This window comes from Streptomyces sp. NPDC057950, from assembly GCF_042887295.1.
Classification (GTDB): Bacteria; Actinomycetota; Actinomycetes; order Streptomycetales; family Streptomycetaceae; genus Streptomyces; species Streptomyces kaempferi.
Genome location: NZ_JBHVPP010000026.1, coordinates 83,859 through 104,632 on the forward strand (window position 1 = coordinate 83,859; position 20,774 = coordinate 104,632).

General features: G+C 70.9%; 18 protein-coding genes and 1 pseudogene. 5 read left to right on the forward strand and 14 right to left on the reverse strand.

Translation table 11 applies throughout. The features are described 5' to 3' along the window. Nucleotides 1-83 precede the first annotated feature (83 nt). Nucleotides 84-1,025: a helix-turn-helix domain-containing protein gene (locus ACFVTC_RS35310; RefSeq protein ID WP_390132663.1), complete on the forward strand. Its 942-nt coding sequence runs from the start codon at nucleotides 84-86 to the stop codon at nucleotides 1,023-1,025. 183 nt (nucleotides 1,026-1,208) lie between these two features. Here ACFVTC_RS35310 and ACFVTC_RS35315 read toward each other — a convergent pair whose 3' ends face one another. From ACFVTC_RS35315 to ACFVTC_RS35365, 11 genes and pseudogenes are all read right to left on the reverse strand, one after another. Then, a complete protein-coding gene (locus ACFVTC_RS35315; RefSeq protein WP_390132665.1) occupies nucleotides 1,209-1,973 on the reverse strand; it encodes an ABC transporter ATP-binding protein in 765 nt (254 codons plus the stop codon). Continuing rightward, complete coding sequence (locus ACFVTC_RS35320; RefSeq protein ID WP_390132667.1) at nucleotides 1,970-2,770, reverse strand: ATP-binding cassette domain-containing protein; 801 nt, start codon at nucleotides 2,768-2,770, stop codon at nucleotides 1,970-1,972. Before ACFVTC_RS35320 ends, ACFVTC_RS35315 begins: the two co-directional genes overlap by 4 nt. Further along, the gene (locus ACFVTC_RS35325) at nucleotides 2,767-3,645 is read right to left on the reverse strand and encodes an ABC transporter permease (RefSeq protein WP_390132669.1); all 879 of its coding nucleotides are present in this window, start codon (nucleotides 3,643-3,645) and stop codon (nucleotides 2,767-2,769) included. The genes ACFVTC_RS35320 and ACFVTC_RS35325 overlap by 4 nt, the downstream gene beginning before the upstream one ends. Beyond that, nucleotides 3,642-4,607 (reverse strand): ABC transporter permease, encoded by a 966-nt coding sequence (locus ACFVTC_RS35330; RefSeq protein ID WP_390132671.1) that lies wholly within the window; start codon nucleotides 4,605-4,607, stop codon nucleotides 3,642-3,644. The genes ACFVTC_RS35325 and ACFVTC_RS35330 overlap by 4 nt, the downstream gene beginning before the upstream one ends. Next, on the reverse strand, nucleotides 4,607-6,127 hold the full coding sequence (locus ACFVTC_RS35335) for an ABC transporter substrate-binding protein (RefSeq protein ID WP_390132674.1): 1,521 nt from the start codon (nucleotides 6,125-6,127) through the stop codon (nucleotides 4,607-4,609). Before ACFVTC_RS35335 ends, ACFVTC_RS35330 begins: the two co-directional genes overlap by 1 nt. Nucleotides 6,128-6,173: 46 nt before the next feature. Then, nucleotides 6,174-6,914: a DUF1684 domain-containing protein gene (locus ACFVTC_RS35340; RefSeq protein ID WP_390132676.1), complete on the reverse strand. Its 741-nt coding sequence runs from the start codon at nucleotides 6,912-6,914 to the stop codon at nucleotides 6,174-6,176. 148 nt (nucleotides 6,915-7,062) lie between these two features. Continuing rightward, nucleotides 7,063-7,626: pseudogene (locus ACFVTC_RS35345) on the reverse strand (M24 family metallopeptidase). Between the two features lie 102 nt (nucleotides 7,627-7,728). Continuing rightward, a complete protein-coding gene (locus tag ACFVTC_RS35350; protein ID WP_390132679.1) occupies nucleotides 7,729-8,133 on the reverse strand; it encodes a class I SAM-dependent methyltransferase in 405 nt (134 codons plus the stop codon). Continuing rightward, nucleotides 8,102-9,004, reverse strand: coding sequence for a type 1 glutamine amidotransferase (locus ACFVTC_RS35355; RefSeq protein ID WP_390132681.1), 903 nt, complete (start codon nucleotides 9,002-9,004; stop codon nucleotides 8,102-8,104). The genes ACFVTC_RS35350 and ACFVTC_RS35355 overlap by 32 nt, the downstream gene beginning before the upstream one ends. 185 nt (nucleotides 9,005-9,189) lie before the next feature. Next, nucleotides 9,190-10,095 (reverse strand): NAD(P)H-binding protein, encoded by a 906-nt coding sequence (locus ACFVTC_RS35360; RefSeq protein WP_390132683.1) that lies wholly within the window; start codon nucleotides 10,093-10,095, stop codon nucleotides 9,190-9,192. Nucleotides 10,096-10,367: 272 nt separating this feature from the next. After that, nucleotides 10,368-11,411, reverse strand: coding sequence for a hypothetical protein (locus ACFVTC_RS35365; protein ID WP_390132685.1), 1,044 nt, complete (start codon nucleotides 11,409-11,411; stop codon nucleotides 10,368-10,370). Between the two features lie 364 nt (nucleotides 11,412-11,775). Here ACFVTC_RS35365 and ACFVTC_RS35370 point away from each other — a divergent pair, with 364 nt between their 5' ends. After that, nucleotides 11,776-12,069: a hypothetical protein gene (locus ACFVTC_RS35370; RefSeq protein ID WP_390132687.1), complete on the forward strand. Its 294-nt coding sequence runs from the start codon at nucleotides 11,776-11,778 to the stop codon at nucleotides 12,067-12,069. A gap of 358 nt (nucleotides 12,070-12,427) precedes the next feature. Here the strand turns inward: ACFVTC_RS35370 and ACFVTC_RS35375 are convergent, their stop codons facing one another. After that, on the reverse strand, nucleotides 12,428-13,096 hold the full coding sequence (locus ACFVTC_RS35375) for a lamin tail domain-containing protein (RefSeq protein WP_390132689.1): 669 nt from the start codon (nucleotides 13,094-13,096) through the stop codon (nucleotides 12,428-12,430). Nucleotides 13,097-13,595: 499 nt separating this feature from the next. On the opposite strand from ACFVTC_RS35375, the gene ACFVTC_RS35380 reads away from it, so the two are divergent. Continuing rightward, on the forward strand, nucleotides 13,596-14,750 hold the full coding sequence (locus ACFVTC_RS35380) for a S1 family peptidase (protein ID WP_390132691.1): 1,155 nt from the start codon (nucleotides 13,596-13,598) through the stop codon (nucleotides 14,748-14,750). Between the two features lie 142 nt (nucleotides 14,751-14,892). Beyond that, nucleotides 14,893-15,897, forward strand: coding sequence for a helix-turn-helix domain-containing protein (locus ACFVTC_RS35385; RefSeq protein ID WP_390132693.1), 1,005 nt, complete (start codon nucleotides 14,893-14,895; stop codon nucleotides 15,895-15,897). A gap of 78 nt (nucleotides 15,898-15,975) precedes the next feature. Here ACFVTC_RS35385 and ACFVTC_RS35390 read toward each other — a convergent pair whose 3' ends face one another. Continuing rightward, complete coding sequence (locus ACFVTC_RS35390; RefSeq protein WP_390132775.1) at nucleotides 15,976-17,511, reverse strand: AMP-binding protein; 1,536 nt, start codon at nucleotides 17,509-17,511, stop codon at nucleotides 15,976-15,978. A 505-nt stretch (nucleotides 17,512-18,016) separates the two neighbouring features. Between ACFVTC_RS35390 and ACFVTC_RS35395 the strand changes: the two genes are divergently transcribed. Then, a complete protein-coding gene (locus ACFVTC_RS35395) occupies nucleotides 18,017-19,921 on the forward strand; it encodes an AMP-dependent synthetase/ligase (RefSeq protein ID WP_390132695.1) in 1,905 nt (634 codons plus the stop codon). A gap of 45 nt (nucleotides 19,922-19,966) precedes the next feature. On the opposite strand, the gene ACFVTC_RS35400 is transcribed toward ACFVTC_RS35395, so the two are convergent. Then, nucleotides 19,967-20,665: a class I SAM-dependent methyltransferase gene (locus ACFVTC_RS35400; RefSeq protein WP_390132697.1), complete on the reverse strand. Its 699-nt coding sequence runs from the start codon at nucleotides 20,663-20,665 to the stop codon at nucleotides 19,967-19,969. Between the last annotated feature and the right edge of the window lie 109 nt (nucleotides 20,666-20,774).

The following is a 20,774-nucleotide window of genomic DNA, read 5'->3' on the forward strand; positions in this document are numbered from 1 at the left end:
CGCTCCGACCGGGCCAGGGCCCCCTCGCTCCTGGGGGTGACAGGGCCAGGCAGCCGTGCAAGTGGGCGAATTACAGTAGGGCGATGCGCGACGCAACGAACCTGCTGGGCGATTACGTACGCGCTCGCCGTGAGCTCGTCACTCCCGAACAGGCCGGGATCCGGGTCGTGGGGACACGGCGGGTTCCGGGTCTGCGCCGGGAAGAGGTCGCGATGCTCGCCGGCATCAGCGCCGACTACTACCTGCGCCTGGAGCAGGGCCGCGATCGCAACCCCTCCGTACAGATCCTCGAATCCCTCGCCCGCGTACTGCAACTCGACGACGACGCGACGGCCTATCTGCTGCGTCTGGGCGCCGGCAAACCCCGACGGCCCCGGCGCCGGAAAGAGACCGTTCCGGCGGGTATCGTCAAGCTCGTCGCCGCGCTCCCGCTCCCCGCCCTGGTCGAGGGCCGCTACTTCGACGTGCTCGCCGCGAACGCCTTGGCGACCGCTCTGTCCCCGCGCCTCGTGGCGGGAGCCAACCGGCTGCGGGACGTGTTCCTCGACCCCGCCGAGCAGGCCCTGTACGCGGACTGGGAGGACGCGACCGTGGGCATGGTGGCGGGCTTCCGCGAGTCCGTCGGCACCGACGTCGACGACCCCCGGGTCATCGAGCTCGTCGGCGAACTCTGCCTCGCCAGCCCCCGTTTCAGCCGGCTCTGGGCCCGCCACGACGTGGCCGCGTGCGAAGGCGCGTCGAAGCACATCGACCATCCCCAGGTCGGTGGCCTGTGGCTGAACCGCGAGAGGCTGGGCATCGGCGGCACGGCGGGGCAGACACTCGTCGTCTACCACCCGGACCCCGGCACCGACAGCGCCGACGGACTCGCGCTCCTCGCCTCCGCCACACAGGAACCGACCGCCCCGCGGGACACCACCGCCGGCGACCCGACGCGAGCGGGCGGCCAACGCGGCGCACCCGCCGCGGGCCGGGATCCCCGCCGCCCGGTGGCCGACGGCCCCTGGCGTACGGGTTCGGCCTGATCCGGCGGATTCGGCCTGACCCAACGGATGCCGCCTGACCCAGCGGATTCGGCCTGATCCAACGGGTGCGGCCTGACCCAGCGGATTCGGCCTGACCCAACGGATGCCGCCTGACCCAGCAGATGCGGCCTGACCCAACGGATGCGGCCTGGTCCCCCGGATCCGGTCCGTTCCGGGGATGGTTCAGACGGGTAGTCTCGGCACGCTGTCGAGCAGCCGACGGGTGTAGGGGTGCGCGGGGTCGCCCAGCACCTGGTCGGTTTCGCCCTGCTCCACGACGTGGCCGCGTTCGAGTACGGCGGTGCGCTCGCACAGGGACGCGACGACCGACAGGTCGTGGGAGACCATCACGATCGTGAGTCCCTGTTCCTGCTTGAGTTCGGCGAGCAGGTCGACCACCTTGACCCGGGTGGTGACGTCGAGCGCGCTGACGGGTTCGTCGGCCAGCAGTACCCGCGGATGGCACACCGTGGCGCGGGCGATGGCGATCCGCTGTCGCTGTCCCCCGGAGAACTCGTGCGGGTAGCGGTCCGCCGCGTCGGCGGGCAGGCCGACCCGCTCCAGGGCCGCCGCCGCCTTCGGTGCCGCGCCGGCCCGGGTGTCGATGCCGAGGGAACGCAGGGGCTCCGCCACGATGGCGCCCACGCGACGCCGTGGGTCCAGCGAGGAGTAGGGGTCCTGGAAGACGCACTGCACACTGCTGCGGAAGCGGCGCAGCTGCCGCCGGTCGCGCAGGGACAGCTCGGCCCCGTCGAAGCGGACGCTGCCCGCGGTGGGGCGGGACAGGCCCAGCAGCAGCCGCAGCAGAGTCGTCTTGCCCGCCCCCGATTCGCCGACGAGGGCGAGGCTCTGTCCGGCCTCGACCGTGAGCGAGACGTCCTCGACCACGTTGGCCGCGCTCCCGCGGTGGCGCAGCGCCACGTCCTTCAGTTCCAGTACGGGCGTCACCGCGCGCTCCTCAGGTCCAGGGCCGACTGCAGTCTGCGGGCGCTGGCCACGAGCGCTTCGGTGTACTCCTCGCGCGGCGAGCGGATGAGGGTGTGGACGGGACCTTCCTCGACGGCCCGGCCGTCCTTCATCACCAGGGCACGGTCGGTCACCCTGGCCACGACGGCGAGGTCGTGGCTGACGAAGAGCACCGCCATCTCCCGTTCCCGGACGAGGGTGTCGAGGAGGTCGAGCATCTCCGCCTGCACCGACACGTCCAGCGCGGTGGTCGGTTCGTCGGCGATCAGCAGTCTGGGCGCGCACGCCAGGGCCATGGCCAGGGCGACGCGCTGTCGCTGTCCGCCGGAGATCTCGTGCGGAAAGGCGCGGGCGATCCGTTCGGGTTCCGGCAGCCGTACCTGTGCCAGCGCGTCGCGTACGGCACCACGCAGGGCGGCACCCCTCAGACCGGTGTGCCGGCGCAGGGGTTCGGCGATCTGGCGGCCCAGGCGCATCAGCGGGTCGAGCGCGGTGAGCGGCTCCTGGAAGACGACGGCCGCGTCCCGGCCGCGTACGGAGGTGAGGATCTTCTCGGTGGCGCCCACGATCTGGGTGCCCGCGAGGTCGATGCCGCCGGTGGCGGTCATGCCGTCCGGCAGCAGGCCGAGCACGGCGAGGGTCGTGAGCGACTTGCCGGAACCGGACTCGCCGATGAGCCCCAGCCGCTCGCCGCTCGCCACGGTGAAGGAGAGGTCGTCGACCAGGGTCCGTCCGTCCGCCGCGGTGACGGTCAGGCCACGTACGTCGAGGAGGGTCATGTGCGCCTCCGGCGGGTCGCCGGGTCGAGGGTCTCCCGTACGCCGTCGGCGATGAGGTTGACCCCGATCACGAGCAGGACGAGCAGGATGCCCGGGGCCAGGGCCCCCGCGGGGGCCGTGGTGAAGGTCGCCTGCGCCTCCTGGAGCATGCGGCCCCACGAGGCGTTGGGCGGCGGTGCGCCCAGGCCCAGGTAGGACAGGCCGGCCTCGGCCAGCACGGCGAGCCCGAACTGGAGGGCGAGGTTGACCACGAGGGTGGGCCAGATGTTGGGCAGGACGTGGCCGAGCACCGTACGCGGCCAGGAGGTGCCGGAGGTGCGGGCGGCGGTGATGTAGTCCTGCGCCAGGACCCGCTTGACGAGGATGCGGACCAGCCGGGCGACGACGGCGCTCTGCGCCAGTCCGATCGCGAGGATCGCGGAGCCGAGGGTCGCCGACCGCGCGGCGACGATGAGCATCGCGAGCAGCAGCGTGGGAAACGCGATCAGGATGTCGAGGAACGCGGAGAGCGTGTCGTCGAGCCAGCCCTGCGCGAACGCCGCGAGCACCCCCAGGGTGACGCCGATGGTGGCGGCGAGCAGTACCGATCCGAGGCCGGCCTCGACGGCGATCCGCGAGCCGGTCATGACCTGGGTGAACAGGTCGCGGCCGAGTTTGTCGGTGCCCAGCAGATGTCCCCCGCCGGGTCCGGCGAGCCGTCCGCCGGAGGTGTCGTCCGCGGAGTAGGGCAGCCAGAACAGGGAGACCAGGGCGAGCAGCGCGATGAGTCCGGCGAGGACACAGCCGACGACGAGCGTGGCGGAACGGCCGGATCGCCGGCCGCCCGGCGGTGCCTTCGCGGCCGGCACCGTGGCGAGCACGTCGGGCGGGGTCATCGGGCACCTCCGGAGAGTCGTCCGCGCAGCCGTGGGTCGACGACTCGCTGGACGAGGTCGGCGACGAATCCGATGAGCAGGACGGCGAGCGTGGAGACGAACAGGACGGCCTGGATGACGGGGTAGTCGTGTTGGGCGATGCCGGTGGCGAGCATCGAGCCGAGGCCCGGCAGCGCGTACACGGACTCCACGACGACCGCGCCGAGCAGGGTGGAGGCGAGTTCGATGGCGAGGACGGAGATCACGGGCACGGAGCTGTTGCGCAGGCCGTGCCGCCACATGGCCCGCCCGAAGGACGACCCCAGGGCGCGGGCGGTACGCAGGTAGTCGCTGCCGAGGACGTCGAGGGTGGCGGAGCGGACGTAACGGATCAGGGACGCGCTCATCACCAGGGCGATGGTGACGACGGGCAGCACGAGGGAACGGATCGCGTCGGCGGGGTCGGACCAGCCGTCCGGGGGGAAGCCGCCCGCCGGGAGCCAGCCCGCGTTCAGCGCGAACACGGCGACGAGGATCATGCCGAGCCAGAACACCGGGATGGCGATCCCCAGTTGGGACACACCGCTGAGCAACGCGCCGTACCAGGTGCGTCGCTTGTACGCGGCGACGAACCCGGCCGGCACCGCGATGAGAACGGCGAGCACGAAGGCGGCGAGAGTCAGCGGGACGGTGACGTCCAGGCGGGAGGTGACCTCGGGTCCGACGGGCAGTGAGCTGACGAAGGAAGTGCCGAGGTCACCGTGGGCCAGCTGCCCGAGCCAGTGCGTGAACTGTTCGGGCAGCGGCCTGTCGGACCCGATGGAGTGCCGTGCCGCGGCGATCTGCTCGGGGCTGGCGCCCACCGAGGTGAGTGCGTTGGCCGGGTCGCCCGGGAGCAGCCGCAGCAGGACGAACAGCACGACGCTCGCCAGGGCCAGCGACACCACGAGGAACGCCAGTCGGCGCAGGAGGTAGCGCCCCATCAGCCCTTCTTCTTGATGTCGTAGGCGTAGAACTGCGAGTTGAGGCCGTTGAGCGGGTAGTCCGAGAGCTTGCTGCTCGCGACGACGATCTGCGGGTAGAGGTAGAGCCAGTCGCTGGCCGCGTCCTCGGCGGTCTTCTCGTTGACCTTCTTCAGCAGAGCGGTCTGCTCCGCGGCCGTGGAGGCTTCCTCGGCCTGCTCGACCCACTGCGTGACCTGCTTGTTGTCGTAACCCCAGTAGAAGTCGGGGTTGCCGTACCAGACGAGGTCACGGTCGTTGACGTGTTCCTGGAGCGTGGCCGTGAAGTCGTGGTTCTTGTAGACCTTCGTGTACCACTCGTCGGGCGTGATCGTGTTGATCTTGACGGTGATGCCGACCTTGGCGAGCTGGGACTTGATGAAGGTCGCGGCCGTGGGGTGCGGGTCGTAGTTCGGGGTGTCGAGGGTGAAGGTGAAGCCCTTGGCGTACCCCGCCTCGGCGAGCAGCTGCTTGGCGTGCGTCGGGTCGTAGGCGTTGACCTTGGTGAGGTCCTCGTACCAGGGGTCGGTGGGCGGCACCATCGAGCCGATGAGCTTTCCGTAGCCGGCCCAGACCGACTCGAGCAGCTTCTTGTCGTCGATGGCGGAGGACACGGCCTGACGCACCTTGACGTTCGTGAAGGGCTTGGCCTTGTCGTTGAAGGCGAGCAGCAGCTTGGTGGTGGAGTTGCCGTCGTTGACCTTGTAGTTCTGGTTGCTCTTGAACTGGTCCAGGGCGTCGGGCGACTGTTCGCTGGTGACCACGTCGACGGCGTTGGTCAGCAGCGCGTTGTTGAGTGCCGTGGCGTCCTTGTAGTAGTGGAAGACGACCTGCTGGTTACTGGCCGCGTGGCCCCAGTAGCCGGCGTACCGGTCCAGGCCGAGGGCGGAGCCGCGCGTCCACTTGCCCAGCTTGTACGGGCCGGTTCCGTCCTCGGTCGTCTTCAGGTTCTTGGCCTGGGAGTTGATGATCCAGACGTAGGAGAGGTTGTAGACGAAGGAGATCGACTTCTTCGACAGCGTGACCTTGACGGTCCGCGCGTCGGGCGTGGCGATGTCCTTGACGACCTCGAGGTTGCTCTTGCGGGCGGACTGGGAGTCGTCCGCGAGTACCTTCTGCAGGCTGTACTTGACGTCCTGGCTGGTGAGGGCCTTGCCGCTGTGGAACTTCACACCGTCGCGCAGGGTGAAGGTGTACGTGAGTCCGTCGCCGCTGACCTTGTAGTCCTGGGCGAGGAGCTTGTCCACCTTGCCGTCGTCGGTGAGCTTGAACAGCCCTTCGTAGACGTTGCCGTTGAGGGCCTCGGTGACGCCCTGGCCGCCGCCCGCGGTGTTGTCGAGGTTCTGCGGCTCGTAGAGGGAGCCGATGTTGACGGTGGCGTTCTTGTCGTAGGAGCCGCCCGTGGCACCGCCGCCCGAGCCGGAGCCGCCGCAGGCGGTCAGGGCCAGGGCGAGGGTGGCCGCCGTCGCGGTGCCGTACAGGGAAGTCTTCTTGATGCTCATGGTGAGGAGGCGCTTTCGTGCTGCGGTGCGGGAGGCTGCGGGACGGTCAGTGCTGCGCGGCGAAGCCGGCGCGGAAGACGGGGAGCTTCTCGCCCGCCTCGACGGGCAGGTGGAAGCGGTTCTGCCGCGGCGGCATCGGACAGTTGTACTGATCCGAGAATCCGCAGGGCGGTACGAAGGCGCGGTTGAAGTCGAGGAGGACGCGGTGCTCGTCCTCCGTGCGCTGCACGAAGAGGAAGCGGCCGGCGCCGTACGTGAGGTCCCCGTTGGTGGGATCGCCGAAGACGAGCAGAAGGGTGCCGTCGTCGTCGAAGGCGCTGAGGGTGTAGTCGCGGCCGTCGACGGTGAGCGTGATGTCGCCGGGGACGACCAGGTCGCGGCTGCCGCCGTTGTCCCTGATGTGCTCGAAGGACACACGACGGGCACCGGACACGGGCGTGTAGGTCGCGTGCAGCACCCAGGCGGGGTCGTAGGGGAAGGCGTCGACCCGGTCGAAGTGGCGGATGGCGGGCGCGTCCGCGTCCCAGAAGCGCAGGCCGTCCTCGGACCCGCCGGTGACGAGATCGGTTCGCCGCAGCGCGGTGACCTTCACGGTGTCCGGCTGACCGGCCTGGGCCTTCTCCGTGTCCGGGGCCGTACCGGCGGGGAGCCAGCGGGTCTCGACGAGGGCGAGGTTCCCGGCCGGCGAGGTGAGGGCCTGGTGACGCTCGGCGCGCCACGCGTGCCACTGTCCGACGGCGTCGGCGGGAGGCTGGTCAGCGAGGGAGTGGGACACGGAAGGACTCATTCACTTGGACGGGTCGCCGGCCTGGCGCCGCGAGGGTCCCGCGACGCACATGAATGGCCAAAGCAACTTCTTTATCATCCATAAGAGGATCTAATGTCAAATGCCAGAGTCACATGGTGAGACAGCCCGGTGTGGCGGTTGTCTCAGGTCAGCCGAGGTCGAGGAGTTCCTCGTAGAAGCCGCCGAAGCCGCGCTCGCGGTCGCCGTGGTGGACCTCCAGGATCCAGTGGCAGACACGTCCGGAGCGGTCGGGGTGCCGTAGCGGGGTATCGCTCTCCGGGGCGATGTACGACTCGATGTCGGCGCCGTCGATCTTCTCGTGCGGGAACTCGCCCACAGACCTCCGGCAGGTCGTCGCGCAGCCGGTGCTTGACGGGGGCGTCGCCGAGCACGAAGGTGAGGCCGAAGTCGGCCTCCCCCTCCTCGAAGATCGGACCGAGGTCCGCCAAGGCGATGTCGTCCCGCCCGATGACCCGGTCCGGGGGATTCTCCCGGTAGGGGTGGAGGGCGTTCGGTCCGGAGCGGACGATGGGCTTGTACCAGTGGCGCGTCGGACCGAACAGGTCGTTCGCCAGGTCGCGGATCCGGTCGCTGACCGCTCGCTCGCTCTCACCCGGTGCGACCGCCCCCCTCGCCTCGATCTAGCGAACGGCCGGGCGGCCTTGGCCTGGGCGTCCAGCAGTCGTGCGGCACGGGTGGTCTCGTCGGTCATGTGTCTCGGCTCGTCGTGCGTTCCGGCCGCCGCGCTTCCTACCGTCGCATGTTCCCACCGTCGCGTGTTCCGGCCGGCGTGGGCGCAGTCGCCGCCGGCGCTTCAGCAGGTGCGGACGGCGCGGGCCAGGAAGTACGCGGAGGCGTCCTCGTAGCGGTCCAGTTGCCAGCCGCTCCCGTCCAGCAGGGGCCGCAGGTTCGGCTCACCCAGCGGGTCGTCGGGGCTCAGCGGGCGGCCGTGGCGGCGGGCTCGTTCGGCGCGGCCCGAGGGATGGAACAGGAGCAGCGCGCCGCCCGGCGCGGTGACCCTCGCCCATTCGCGCAGGGCGGCCGTCGGGTCGGGGAGGTGGTCGAGCAGCCCGGCGGTGAAGATCCCGTCCACCGCGCCGGGCGGCAGCGGCAGCCGATGACAGTCTGCGAGCAGCAGGCAGGCGCGGCCCTCGCGGGCAGCGGTCACGAGCATGGCCGGGGTGACGTCAACGCCCAGTACCGTCCCCTTGTCGCCCACCTCCGCGCGCAGGGCCGGCAGGGCACGTCCGGGTGCCGCAGCCCAGGTCGAGGGCCGTCTGGCCGGGGCTCAGTCCCAGGCGGGCGACGGCCGCATCGTATCGCGGGCCGTCGGCGGCGAAGCGGGTCTCCCAGGCAGCGGCCTTGGGAGTGAAGAAGGTCCGGGTCGCGGTGCGTTCGGCCCGCGCGGCCACCAGCGCCGCGAACCTCCCGAACACCCGGTCCCGGTGCGGGGCCAGCGCCGCCAGCTCGACCGGCGCGGCCTCCCGCAGCCCCGGAGCGGTGGCGGCCTCCTCCGGGAACGCCGCCACGAACGCGTCCACGGCCGCCTCGTCGGCCTCCAGGTGGAACTGGAGACCCCATGCGGCCCCGCCCACCCGGAACGCCTGTGCCGGATACCGCTCGCAGGACGCCAACGGCACTGACCCGGGCGGCAGTTCCATGGTGTCGGCATGCCAGTGCAGCACGCGCAGCCGCTCGGGCATGCCCCTGAACAGTGGATCCCTGGCCGCCGCCGAGCGCGTCCGCACCTCGCCCCAGCCCACCTGCGCCCCGGACCCCGTACGGGCCCTGCCGCCCGCCGCGACCGCCAGCAACTGCGCACCCAGGCACACCCCGAGCACCGGCACCTCGGCGGCCAACGCGGCACGCAGCAGGTCGAGTTCGGCACCTCGGGTGGAAAAGCCGGCATCGCTGTACGCGGCCATCGGGCCGCCCATCACCACGAGCGCCTCGACTCCGGCCAGGTTCTCGGGCACCGGATCCCCCGCCCACACCCGGCAGGGCCGCATCCGCAGCCCCGCGACCGCCAGCGCCTCGCCCACCGCGTACGGGCCTTCCTCCCGCAGGTGCTGCACCACCAGTACGCCCACAGCCTCACCCCCAGCCAGCAGATACGACCCAGACCAGGGTGACCACACCGTATGTGCGAGTCAATGTGTGCGGATCGGTTCGTATTCACTGTTCGATCGACGACCGTTTCCGGCTTCCCGCGCCGTGCGGGTGACACGACGTCGGTCCCTCCGGCGAGCGCCCCGGGCCGACGGCCCGCAGCGGGTCAGCCCAGGTAGAGGTCCTTGTGCGCGGCCACGAACGCCTCGACCGACTGGGCGGGTACCCCCGTCAGACGTTCGACGTCGTCGGACGTCCGGTCGTAGCGGTTCTCATGGTGCAGGCGGGCCATGGTGGCGATGTGCTGTTCGGTGTGCGGCGGCAGGCCCGCACGGGCGAGCACCTCGGCTCGCCACCGGTCCAACGGCACGTCCACGTAGGACACCGGACGCCCGAGGGCTCGCGCGAACTCCTCGGCCATCTCGGTCATGTCCATCGAGCGGGGGCCGGTCAACTCGTAGACGTGGCCGATGTGCGGAGCCGGATCGAGGAGGACCGCGGCGACCACTCGGGCGACGTCGACGACGGCGACCGGCGAGGTGCGCCCGGTGCCGAAGGGCAGCGCGATGGTGCCGTTCTCCCGGATGGACCGTGCCGCCAGCGTGGTGAAGAGAGGGTTGTCCAGGAACGACGTGGGGCGGATGTGCACCACCGGCAGACCCGACCAGTTCAGCACCTGCTCGCCCAGCCAGTGCAGTCGCTGCTGGTCCGACTCCGCGGTGCTGGTGGCGGTCATCTGCGAGACCGTCATCTGTGACATGCCGACCAGCACGTCCAGCTCCGCGCAGTCGCGGGCCACGGTGGCCACCACGGTCGTCGCCAGCAGGTGGTCCGGCGACACGGGCATCGCGAAGTACATCTTCCCGACGCCCCGCAGCGCGGCGGCGACGCTCTCCGGCCGGGTCAGGTCACCGACGACGACCTCGGCTCCGAGGGCGCGCAGCCCGGCCGCGCGGTCGTCGTCGTGGCGGACCAGCACACGGACGGGCGCGTCCTGTGCGCGCAATTGCTCGAGGACCCCGCGCCCCACGTCACCGGCGTTGGCGATGAGAACTAGGTCGTTGGTGGTCATCGGTCGGCCTCCTGGCGCGTCGGTGGGCGGGCGCGTGACTGAGTGGGTGAGGTGGTGGGTGGGTGAGGTGGTGCGTGGGTGAGGTGGTGCGTGGGTGGTCGAGCCGATCCGGGGGAGATTCCCGTGCCTCTCCCCTCCTCCTCCCCCAATCTATGGAGGCCCGCGGAGCCTCGCTTGCCGGAAGGCCCCGCCCCCGCCGGCCCCCGCATGGGTGCCCGGCCGCCCCAAGGTGCGGGCCGGCGACGGGGTGACCGTGACCGGCGTGACGGCTCTCAGGCGGCGCCCCGGGCGCGCTGTCGCGTCAGACGGGGGCGCAGGGCGAGCAGCAGCGCCGCGACGCAGGCCCACAGGGCGAGCGTGATCACGGGGCCCACAGCGTGCGCGCCGTCGAAGTAGCTCAGATCGGTGACGGCCCGCACGGCGGCGCCAGGGGGCAGGAGCGCGGAGACGGACCGGGCTGCCGTGGGCAGCAGATCGGCGCCGATGGTGGCACCACTGGTCGCGTTGCCGACGGTGAGCAACAGGAGGGTGGCGATCGGAACCCCCACGGGGCCGAGGTAGGTGCCCAGCAGCTTGGTGGTGAAGGCCGCGGCGGCGGCCAGCAGCGTGAGGGTGACGATCAGCGGGGCGACCTGGGCGGGAACCGCCCCGAGAACGGGACCAGCGATGATCGCGGCGAGGGTGCCGATGGCCACGGAGGCGCCCGCCAGCAGCCAGAAGCGGTGACGCAAGTGCAGGAGGCCGGCCAGCCCGAGCGCGTTGGAGCCGAGGACGAAGCCGGACAGGGTCACACCGAAGGCCATGTAGAAGCCGGCCAGCCCCCTGGTGTCGAAGTGGGCGAAGGGTACGACGTCCTCGGTGGTGACGTGCTTGCCCGCCCCGTGCGCGTAGGCGCCCACGAGTGTCTTCACGGCCGAGGTGGTGGACGTGCCGTCGGCCCCGGCGATCTCCAGGCGCAGCCCGTCCGGGCCGTCCGCGCTCAGCGCGGCGACGACGTCGTGGTCCTCGACCGCGCGGCGCGCGACACCGGCGTCGGCGGCCGGGTGCACCTCGACGGTGTCGCCGAGGGCTTCGTGTATCGCCCCCGGCTGGACAGGCGCGGCGACAGCGATCGGGACCCGATGCGGCTGCGGATCACGCTGCAGGCCGACGTAGCAGGAGATGAAGGCCGCCACGACGACCAGGGAGATCACGGCCGGCTGGAGCCAGGCCCTCACCGGCGGCCGGGGGTGGCGGGAGCGGGGCGGCCGGGACGGCTCGGCCGCTGTCGAACGTATCTGCTCACGCTCGGGCGCGGCTCCGACGGGGGATTCCATGGCGGGGCTTTCTGGGGAGAGGGCGCGGGAACGGATCAGGGGACAGGCACGCCACACCGATCACTAGGAGCATATGCTCGTATTTATCGAACGGCAAGCACGCGCCCCTCGAGCCGGCCCCTCCCCCGGAGCTCCCGAGCCCCCTGGGCCGACCGCCAACAGGAGCATGAGCTCGTACGATGGACGGGGACCTCAGGCGGAGATCATGACCCCTGCGTCGACGGGCGTCGCCGACCAGTACGACAACCCGGCACTGCGCAAGGCGGCCCGATAGCTAGGGGGCGACGTACGACAAGGCCCTGGCCCCGTATGCCTCCGTGCCACGCAGTTCAGCATCCCGCAGAGGCTGAGTGCGCACGGCGAGATGACGATCACCGGTCTCGCGGACACGATCGCCATGGACCGTACGACGATGGCCTCGAACCTCAAGCCGCTCGCGCGGGAGGGCCTGGTGACCGTCGAGCCGGCGGCGGCCGACCGCCGCGCGCGGATCGCCGCCATCACACCGGACGGCCTCTCCCGGCTGAAGGCGGCGCTCCCCCTGTGGAAGGCCGTGCAAGCCCGGTTCGAGGAGAGCTTCGGCACCGACGAAGCAGCCCGGCCGCGCACGTCCCTCAAGGCCGTGATCGACACGGGCTTCCAGCCCTGGGCCGAATGAGGCACCGGGCCGCCGGGCCTCCTGGGGCCCGGCTCCGTCCGCCCCTTGACCGGCAAGGTCACACCACTCGACACGGTGAGAGACCGCCGGGTTCATCCCGCTCGAACAGACGCGTTCCATCGGTCGTCGATCCGCGCGTCGACGGTTCGTTCGGATCGGGTGGCACCGAGGGGCGGCGCCTCGTCGGCAGCCCCGCGTCCCGCCGCGTGATCCACGACGGACTCTCGGTCCGCACAGGGCGCAGGTCCTGTCGAGGGCCGGTACGTGCCCACGCACGCACCGGCCCGCCGAACGCCGACCGGCGCTCGATGCCTCGCCGTCTCCTGATGGTGTCGGCGACGAAGGCGTCCGCCCGGACCTAGTGACCGTGGCCGTTGTGTCCGCCCGGACCCTCGTGACCGTGGCCGTTGTGTCCGCCCGGACCCTCGTGACCGTGGCCGTTGTGTCCACCCGGACCCTCGTGACCGTGACCGTTGTGACCACCCGGACCCTCGTGACCGTGACCGTTGTGACCACCAGGGACTTCGTGTCCGCGGCCACCGTGTCCGTGGCCACCGTGTCCGTAGCCACCGTGTCCGTGGCCACCGTGTCCACGGCCCCACGTGACCACGTCGATCACACGACGGTGGTCGTTGCGCAGCGTCGCGGTGTCCGCGCGGTTGTCCCAGGCGTAGCCACGGCGATCCTGGTAGACGTCCCGGCCGGCGTCACGCCCCACTCCCGTGTGCACCCGCACCGTCTCGCGGCCCCCCAGACGCAGGTGGAAGACGTACGCGCGGCCGTCACGGCCCGACAGCGTCCAGCCGTTCAGATTCACGCCCGAACGCCCCGTGTTGGTGACCTCCACCCACTCCTTGTTCAACGACGCGTTGCTCCCCGAGTCCCAGCCCGGGGAGTCGTACTGCGCGCGACTGATCTGCACCTGCGCACGGTGCGGGAACCGCCCCTGGTCCGCCGACGCCGGCAGCGCCGCCACACCCACCACCACACCAGCAGCCACCGCGGCCGCGGCAGCACGACGAACCATCACAGACCGTGAAACAGACACGAACGCCCCCTAGAGGGAACTGGCGGACCACATATGAGGATCCGCGAAGTCGAGTCCCGGCCCGTTGGCCGAGAACCACACTCTCGCGCCCCACCGCGCCACCCGAGCCCAGCACCCGCACGGCATTACCGACCAACGACAAGCCCGTGATCCTCGACTGCATCTTGCATGTATCCCCTACATCACCAAATTGACGCCACAATCCCCCGAAAATACTGAACTCCGGCCCAAACGCCACCCTCCGCGCCACCCCACCCCTCACCCGAAAGTGGGTAACACCCCGCCCCGGCCGGGCCCGGCGGTCCGACTGACGGTGATGACCGACGGGGTGGCCGCCCACACGATGACGGTTTTGGTATGGACCTCCACGCGTCCGGTCGCTACCCTCGGCGTCGCACGTCTCTGAGAGCGCTCTCAGCACGCCCTTCCGCTCCACTCCCCCATGACGGAACGACGAAAGGCAACTCCCTTGAGACGCATGACAATTCTGCGCGCCGGCCTGTCCGCGGCGCTGCTCCTGAGCACCGTGGCAGCCGGTCTCAGCACCCAGGCATCGGCCTCCGACACCCCCGTGGGCGCGTCCCCCTCCGCGTCCAAAGCCCCGGCGTCATCGGCTCTGATCACCGCCATGCAAAGGGACTTGGGCCTGTCGAAGGACGACGCCACCGCACGGCTCGAGGCCGAGGCGGCGGCCCGGACGGTGGACCGCGCGGCCAAGCGCGCCGCGGGCGACGCGTACGGCGGATCGTGGTTCGAGACCAAGACCGGGAAGCTCACCGTCGCCGTCGCCGACGGTTCGCGGCGAAAGGCCGTCGAGGCGACGGGAGCCGAGGTCACGCTCGTCCGGCACGACGAGCGGCAACTCGACGCGACGCTGAAGCGGCTCGACTCCCTCGACGCCCCGTCCGGCGTGGGCAGTTGGCACGTGGACGCCAAGAGCAACTCGGTCGTCGTCGGCGTGGTCGCCGCACACAAGGATGACAACGATGTCCGGGCGTTCCTCGACCGAGCCCGCCGGAGTGGTCCGGTGACCGTCGAGGAGACGCGGCGGGCTCCGCGTACCTTCGCCGCGGGGACGGTGGGCGGCGACCCGTACTACACGGGCAACGTCCGTTGTTCCATAGGCTTCTCGGTGTACGGCGGATTCGTCACCGCGGGCCACTGCGCGCAGCCCGGAGCCGGCGTCAGCGGCTGGGACGGCAGCTACATCGGCAACTTCCAGGGATCGTCCTTCCCCGACAACGACTACGCCTGGGTCAACGTGGGCAGCGGCTGGTGGACCGTGCCCGTCGTGCTGGGCTGGGGAACCGTCTCCGACCAGCTCGTCCGCGGCTCGGCGGAGGCCCCCGTCGGAGCCTCCATCTGCCGGTCGGGGTCCACTTCGCACTGGCACTGCGGGACGGTGCTGGCGAAGAACGAGACGGTCAACTACAGCCAGGGCGCCGTGCACCAGATGACGAAGACCAGCGTCTGTGCCGAACCCGGCGACTCCGGCGGCTCGTTCATCAGCGGCGACCAGGCCCAGGGTGTCACCTCCGGCGGCTGGGGCAACTGCAGCGGCGGCGGCGAGACCTGGTACCAGCCGGTCAACGAGATCCTCAGCCGGTACGGGCTCACCCTCCACACCGCCTGACCCGGCGGGTCACCTCACCGCACACCGTGCCGGCGCGCGATCCGGGCGTCGGCACGGTGCGGGGCGACGGGCGCCCACTGCTTTCGCACAGCATGCAGTACGGTGTTCAACCGTCAAGCCGGTCGGTCTCAAGGAGGACGCTGTGTCGCTTGAGGCGGCCGGGGTGTCGGTGACCGAGGAGTTCGTCTACCGGCACCTGGTGACGACGGGCCGGGCCACGGCTCGGGAAGTCGCCGAACGCACCGGACTGAGTCACGCGGAGGCCGAGCAGGCGCTCGACACGCTCGCGGCCAAAGGCATGGCCAGCCACACGGACGTACTCCCCCGCCACTTCCACGCCACTCCGCCCGACGTGGCGCTGATGCCGCGGCTGAAGCGGAACGCCGACGCGTTGGACCTCGCCCGAGCGGAGGCCACCAGCCTGCTGCAGGCCTACCGCGACACGATGCGCAGGCAGGACGCCAGCGAACTGATCGAGGTCATCGTCGGGGCCGAGGCGCTGCGCCAGCACCTGCGCCACATCCAGGCGAGTGTGCAGGACGAGATGCTCTGGTTCTGCAAGGCCCAGTACGTGGCGATGCCCTCGGGCAGCAACAGTTCGGAGTTCGAGGCACTCGCGCGGGGTGTGCGCTACCGGGTCCTGTACGAGAAGGCGTTCTTCGACGACGCGGGCGCCGTCGACAACGTCGTAGCGGGCGTACGGGCCGGGGAGGTCGCCCGCGCCGTTCCCCATCTGCCGTTGCGTCTGGCGGTCGCGGACCGTGCCATCGCCGTGTGCCCGCTCGTGCCCGGCGGCCCGCAGGGCAGTCCCGACGAGCCGACCGCGGCGCTGGTACGGGACAGCAATCTGCTGGCCGCTCTCATCGCGCTGTTCGAACGCTACTGGGAGGACGCCGTCCCCCTGGACGTCGACGACTCGGGCGCGGTCGCCGGTACCGACGGGGTCGGCGCGGGCGACCCGCTCTCGGCCACGGACCGACGGCTGCTGTCCCTCCTCGTGGCCGGTGTCGCCGACAAGGCGATCGCCACGCAGATGGGCCTGAGCCGCCGCACCGTGCAGCGTCACATCCAGCACATGATGGAACTCGCCGGCGCGGCCACCCGGATGCAACTCGCCTGGCAGGCCGCCCGCCGGGGATGGCTCTGACGGCCCCGGGGAACCACGCCGTACGACAGCACGCCCCCGGGCACGGGGCCATACGGGCACCAGACCCGCGCGCTGGTGTCAGTTGACGCCTCGGCCGTGTCCTTCCCAGTACTTCTCGCGCAGTTTGTACTTCTGGAGTTTGCCGGTCGCCGTCCGGGCCAGCTGGTCCCGGAACTCGACGGAGGTCGGCGTCTTGAACCCAGCGAGGCGTTCCTTGCAGTACTGGACCAGTTCGTCCTCCGTGACCTCCGTGCCGGGTGCGAGGACGACCAGCGCCTTGACCGTCTCGCCCCACTTCTCGTGCGGTACGCCGATCACCGCGACCTCGGCGACCGCGGGATGGCTGAAGAGCACGTCCTCCACCTCGATCGAGGACACGTTCTCGCCGCCGGTGATGATCACGTCCTTCTTGCGGTCGCTGATGGTCAGATGGCCGTACTCGCCGACCGATCCGCCGTCGCCGGTGTGGAACCAGCCGTCGGACAACGCCTGGGCGGTCTCCTCGGGCTGGTCCCAGTAACCCTCCAGGACCACGTTCGAGCGTGCGAGGATCTCGCCCTCGTCGTCGGTGCGCAGGGTCACGCCGAGCGCGGGAGCGCCGGCCCGGACCAGGTGCTCCGCGCGCGCCTGGGTATCGAGGCCGTCCCACTCTTCGCGGCCGCGGTTGATCGTGAGCAGGGGGGAGGTCTCGGTGAGGCCGTAGATCTGGATGAACTCCCAGCCCAGCTCGGATTCGACCCGGGCGACGGTCCGGGTGGGCGGCGGAGCGCCGGCGACGATGATCCGTACCCGGTCGCGGCCGGGGATCTCCCCCTCCCAGGAACGGGCCGCGGTGAGCACCGCGTTGACGACCGCGGGCGCCGCGCACATGACCGTCACGCCGTGCTCGGCCACCCGGCGCAGGATCTCGGCGCCGTCGACCTTGCGCAGGACGATCTGCCGTACGCCCAGCGCCGACATCGCGAACGGCATGCCCCAGCCGTTGGCGTGGAACATGGGGAGCGTGTGCAGGTAGACGTCCCGGTCCGTGACCCCCGCGTGCAGGGCGAAGGTCACCGCGTTCACCCAGATGTTGCGGTGGGTGATCTGTACGCCCTTGGGGCGGGCGGTCGTGCCGCTGGTGTAGTTGATGGTCGCGGTGGCGTTCTCGTCCGGCTGCCAGGGCAGGGGTTCGGCGCCGAACCGGTAGAGCTCCGCGTCCGCGGCGGCCCCGATGGTGAACCGGTGTTTGCAGGTGATTCCGGCCAGCCGGTCCGTCAGCTCCGGGTCGACGAGCACGACGCTCGCCCCCGAGTGGTCGACGATGTAGTTCACCTCGTCCGCCGTCAGCCGGAAGTTGACCGGCACCAGGACCCGCCCGAAACCGCTGACGCCGAAGAACGCGGTGAGCAGCCGTGCGCTGTTGGGGGAGACCACCGCCACCCGGGCGCCGTGCGGCACGCCGAGCGCGTCGAGTCCGGCGGCCTGGGCGCGCGCCAGCTCGCCGATCCGCCGGTACGTCAGCCCCTCCCAGGGCTCGGCCGGCTGCTCCGGCTCGTCGACGATGCCGATCCGGTCGGCGTACACGGTCGTGGCGCGGTCCAGAAAATCACGGGCCCCGAACGGGACGATCATCATGGCCTCCGGAAGCTCAGAAGATGTGCGGCTACCATCCGGCCACGACGCGGCCGTCCGGACAACCCCGCGGGCCCGGCGACCCGCTCCGCGCCGACCGCCACAGCCCCGCCCGCTCGGCTCGGTCCGGTCCGGCCCGGCCCGGCTCGGCATACGAACCGGTGGAACCGCTGGGGACGTTGCCGCCGCACGCCGCGGACGATCTCTCCGCGGACGACGTCCCCGCGGGGGGGGACCCCGAGGGCGACCACGCGGCGGAAGGCCGCCCGGCGGACCGTCGACCCCGTCCCGGACGCATGGCCCGTCCCGGCCCCGACAAGCCCTCGTCGAGCGTGTCCGACGCTCCGCTCACCAGCGAAAGGGGCCCGCCCGCGGACCGTAACCGCATCGGTAGACGAACTGCTCGCCGATTACGGCACAGTGGTCGTCGGTCTGGGCTAGATTCAGGAATCCTCGGCACAGCACCTCTCTGTGAGGCCACGGCGAGGAGAATTCTGGAGCGGGGATGCACGCGTTCGAACTTCCTCCACCGGCCGCCACCGCCATGCAGGGGGGACTCGCCGACAGTCTCTTCGAGACGGCGCGGCGTGAGCCGGCACTCGCCCAGGTGGCTCGCCGCCTCGACGGGGCTTCCGGTACCTGGGCACCGATCACCGCGGCCGAGCTGTGGGACGAGGTCGTGGACGTCGCCAGGGGATTGGTCGCCTCCGGGATACGCCCCGGCAACCGCGTCGCCATCATGGCGCGCACACGCTACGAGTGGACCGTGCTCAGCTACGCGCTGTGGACGGTGGGCGCCGAGCTCGTCCCGATCTACCCGACCTCGTCGCACGAGCAGGTCGCGTGGATCCTGCAGGACGCGGCCTGCGTCGCCGTGGTCGTCGAGGACGAACAGGGCATCATGACGGTCGGATCGGCGTGCGCGTCGCTCCCGTCGCTGCGCCACGTCTGGCAGTTGGACACCGGGGCCCTGTCGCAGCTCGCCGAACGGGGCCGGGCGATACCGCCGACGACGGTCGACTCGCTCCGCCGCATCGTGCTGCCCGACTCGACCGCGGTCATCGCGTACACCTCCGGCACCACGGGGAACCCGAAGGGCTGCGCGCTGACCCACCGCGGCCTGGCCGGCCCCGTGGACACGCTGCTCACGGGCTGGAGACAGACGGCCGCTCCGCCCGGTGAGCAGCCCGCCATCCTCGCCTTCCTGCCCTTCTCCCACGTGTACGGCCTGATGATCCAGGGGCTGTGCCTGCGCGGCGGCATCCTGCTGGGTCATGAGCCCGACCTGAGCCAGGAGGCGCTCTCCGCGGCGCTGCTCTCCTTCCGTCCCACCTTCCTCTACGCCGTCCCGTTCGTCTTCGAGAAGATCTACAAGAACTTCGTGCGTACGGCGCAGCAGACCGGCCGTGGCGCCCTGTTCGAGCGCGCCGTCCAGACGGCCAAGGACTTCGCCGCGGCCGACGAGCGTCAGCGCCTGGGCACCGGGCCCGGTCCCGGCTTCGACCTGAGACTGCAGCACGCCCTCTACGAGAAGACCGTCTACCGGAAGCTGCGCGCCACGCTGGGCGGTCGGGTGTGCGGTGCGGTCTCGGGCGGTTCACCCCTCAACCGGGAACTCGCGCTCTTCTACGCGGGCATCGGGATCCTCGTCCACGACGGATACGGGCTCACTGAGACGAGCGGCGGCATCACCGCGCAGCCGGTGGGCCGGGCGAAGTTCGGAACCGTCGGACAGGCGCTGCCTGGCACGGACATCCGGGTGGCCGACGACGGGGAGATCCTGGTCTGGGGGCCCTCGGTGTTCCAGGGGTACATCAACGACGAGGCCGCCACCCACGCGTCGTTCCAGGACGGGTGGCTCGCTACGGGCGACATCGGCCACCTCGACACCGAGCGGTATCTCACCATCACCGGCCGCAAGAAGGACATCATCATCACGAGCGGCGGCAAGAGTGTGGCTCCCGCCGTGCTCGAAGAGCGGCTGCGCGTCCATCCGTTGATCCATCAGGCGGTGATCGTGGGCGACAACCGGCCCTGCGTGGGCGCCCTCATCACCCTGGATCCCGACTTCCTCGCGCACTGGCGCGGAACATGGACCACGGGTGAGGCGGCGGCGCCCCGCGACGCCCGGGAGGAGAACGAGCTGCGCGAGGAGGTCAGGCGCGCCGTGGCCTCGGCCAACAGCACTGTGTCCCCAACGGAGTCCATCAGGGTGTTCCGTGTCCTTCCTGAACCCTTCGACCTGGCCAACGGGTTGTTGACCCCTTCGATGAAACTGCGTCGGGACGCCATCTCGCAGCGCTTCGCCGCCGAGATCGACGCGATGTACCAGACGTCCTCGCGCCGGCCGCGGGAGTACACGCCGAACGAGCCGTCGGTCTGGGACGATTCGGACAACGTGTTCCGCTGAGGGCAGCGGGGGCGCGACGGCTCCCCGTCGGCAGGTCGGATATGGTCAGCTGTCCGCCCAGGCAGTCCCTGCCTGGGCGGACAGCTGACTCCCTGCCTGGGCTTTGCGGGCGAGCAGGTGAACCTCGCGGAACTGCCGTCGGTCGGTGGGCTGGGGCTCGCGAACCATCCTGGCCACCTCGGCCAACCCGGACTCGCGCAGTGTCGCGGCCAGATGGTCGGGCCACCACCGATGAGCCGGCGCGACCGCGTGGTCGAAGACCTGCGTCGGACGGGACGCGTCATCGGTCGCCGAGAAGCCGAGCAGAAGGTGGCCGCCAGGTGCCAGCACACGTTGGAACTCCCCCAGGACGACGGGGAGTTCCTTCGGCGGCGTGTGAATGATGGACCAACGTGAGAGTACGCCGCCGAGCGCGCCGTCAGCGATGTCCAGCGCGGCCATCGAGCCGACGTCGAACCGCAGGCCCGGATGGGCCTGCCGGGCCAGCTCGATCATCACAGGGGAGGCGTCGACACCGAACGCCGTCAGCCCGAGCCCGTCCAGATACGCGGTGACATGGCCGGGTCCACACCCCAGGTCAGCGATCTGACCGCCCCCACACGCAGCGGCGAGTTCGGCGAAGACACCCAAGATCCCGCGGTCCAGGGGACTGTCACGCAGCGAATCGCGGAACAGCTGCGCGTAGGTGTGGGCGGCGGCGTCGTATGCCTCGCGGGTGGCGTGGTGGGTATCGTGTTCGACCATGCTCGCGAGGGTAGTTCCTGGCCCCGGGCCGGGCCGGGGGAATCACCAACTCCCCATGACCTCGGCCGAAGTGCCGGTTGCGAGCGGATGTGCCGGGCGAGCGGGACAG

What these genes read in the sequence shown, in the direction of transcription:
- ACFVTC_RS35335 (WP_390132674.1), bottom strand. Translation starts at nt 6,127, where the DNA reads ATGAGCATCAAGAAGACTTCCCTGTACGGCACCGCGACGGCGGCCACC.
- ACFVTC_RS35330 (WP_390132671.1), bottom strand. Translation starts at nt 4,607, where the DNA reads ATGGGGCGCTACCTCCTGCGCCGACTGGCGTTCCTCGTGGTGTCGCTG.
- ACFVTC_RS35360 (WP_390132683.1), bottom strand. Translation starts at nt 10,095, where the DNA reads ATGACCACCAACGACCTAGTTCTCATCGCCAACGCCGGTGACGTGGGG.
- ACFVTC_RS35395 (WP_390132695.1), top strand. Translation starts at nt 18,017, where the DNA reads ATGCACGCGTTCGAACTTCCTCCACCGGCCGCCACCGCCATGCAGGGG.
- ACFVTC_RS35310 (WP_390132663.1), top strand. Translation starts at nt 84, where the DNA reads ATGCGCGACGCAACGAACCTGCTGGGCGATTACGTACGCGCTCGCCGT.
- ACFVTC_RS35400 (WP_390132697.1), bottom strand. Translation starts at nt 20,665, where the DNA reads ATGGTCGAACACGATACCCACCACGCCACCCGCGAGGCATACGACGCC.
- ACFVTC_RS35380 (WP_390132691.1), top strand. Translation starts at nt 13,596, where the DNA reads ATGACAATTCTGCGCGCCGGCCTGTCCGCGGCGCTGCTCCTGAGCACC.
- ACFVTC_RS35320 (WP_390132667.1), bottom strand. Translation starts at nt 2,770, where the DNA reads ATGACCCTCCTCGACGTACGTGGCCTGACCGTCACCGCGGCGGACGGA.
- ACFVTC_RS35375 (WP_390132689.1), bottom strand. Translation starts at nt 13,096, where the DNA reads ATGGTTCGTCGTGCTGCCGCGGCCGCGGTGGCTGCTGGTGTGGTGGTG.
- ACFVTC_RS35370 (WP_390132687.1), top strand. Translation starts at nt 11,776, where the DNA reads ATGACGATCACCGGTCTCGCGGACACGATCGCCATGGACCGTACGACG.
- ACFVTC_RS35365 (WP_390132685.1), bottom strand. Translation starts at nt 11,411, where the DNA reads ATGGAATCCCCCGTCGGAGCCGCGCCCGAGCGTGAGCAGATACGTTCG.
- ACFVTC_RS35390 (WP_390132775.1), bottom strand. Translation starts at nt 17,511, where the DNA reads ATGATCGTCCCGTTCGGGGCCCGTGATTTTCTGGACCGCGCCACGACC.
- ACFVTC_RS35325 (WP_390132669.1), bottom strand. Translation starts at nt 3,645, where the DNA reads ATGACCCCGCCCGACGTGCTCGCCACGGTGCCGGCCGCGAAGGCACCG.
- ACFVTC_RS35340 (WP_390132676.1), bottom strand. Translation starts at nt 6,914, where the DNA reads ATGAGTCCTTCCGTGTCCCACTCCCTCGCTGACCAGCCTCCCGCCGAC.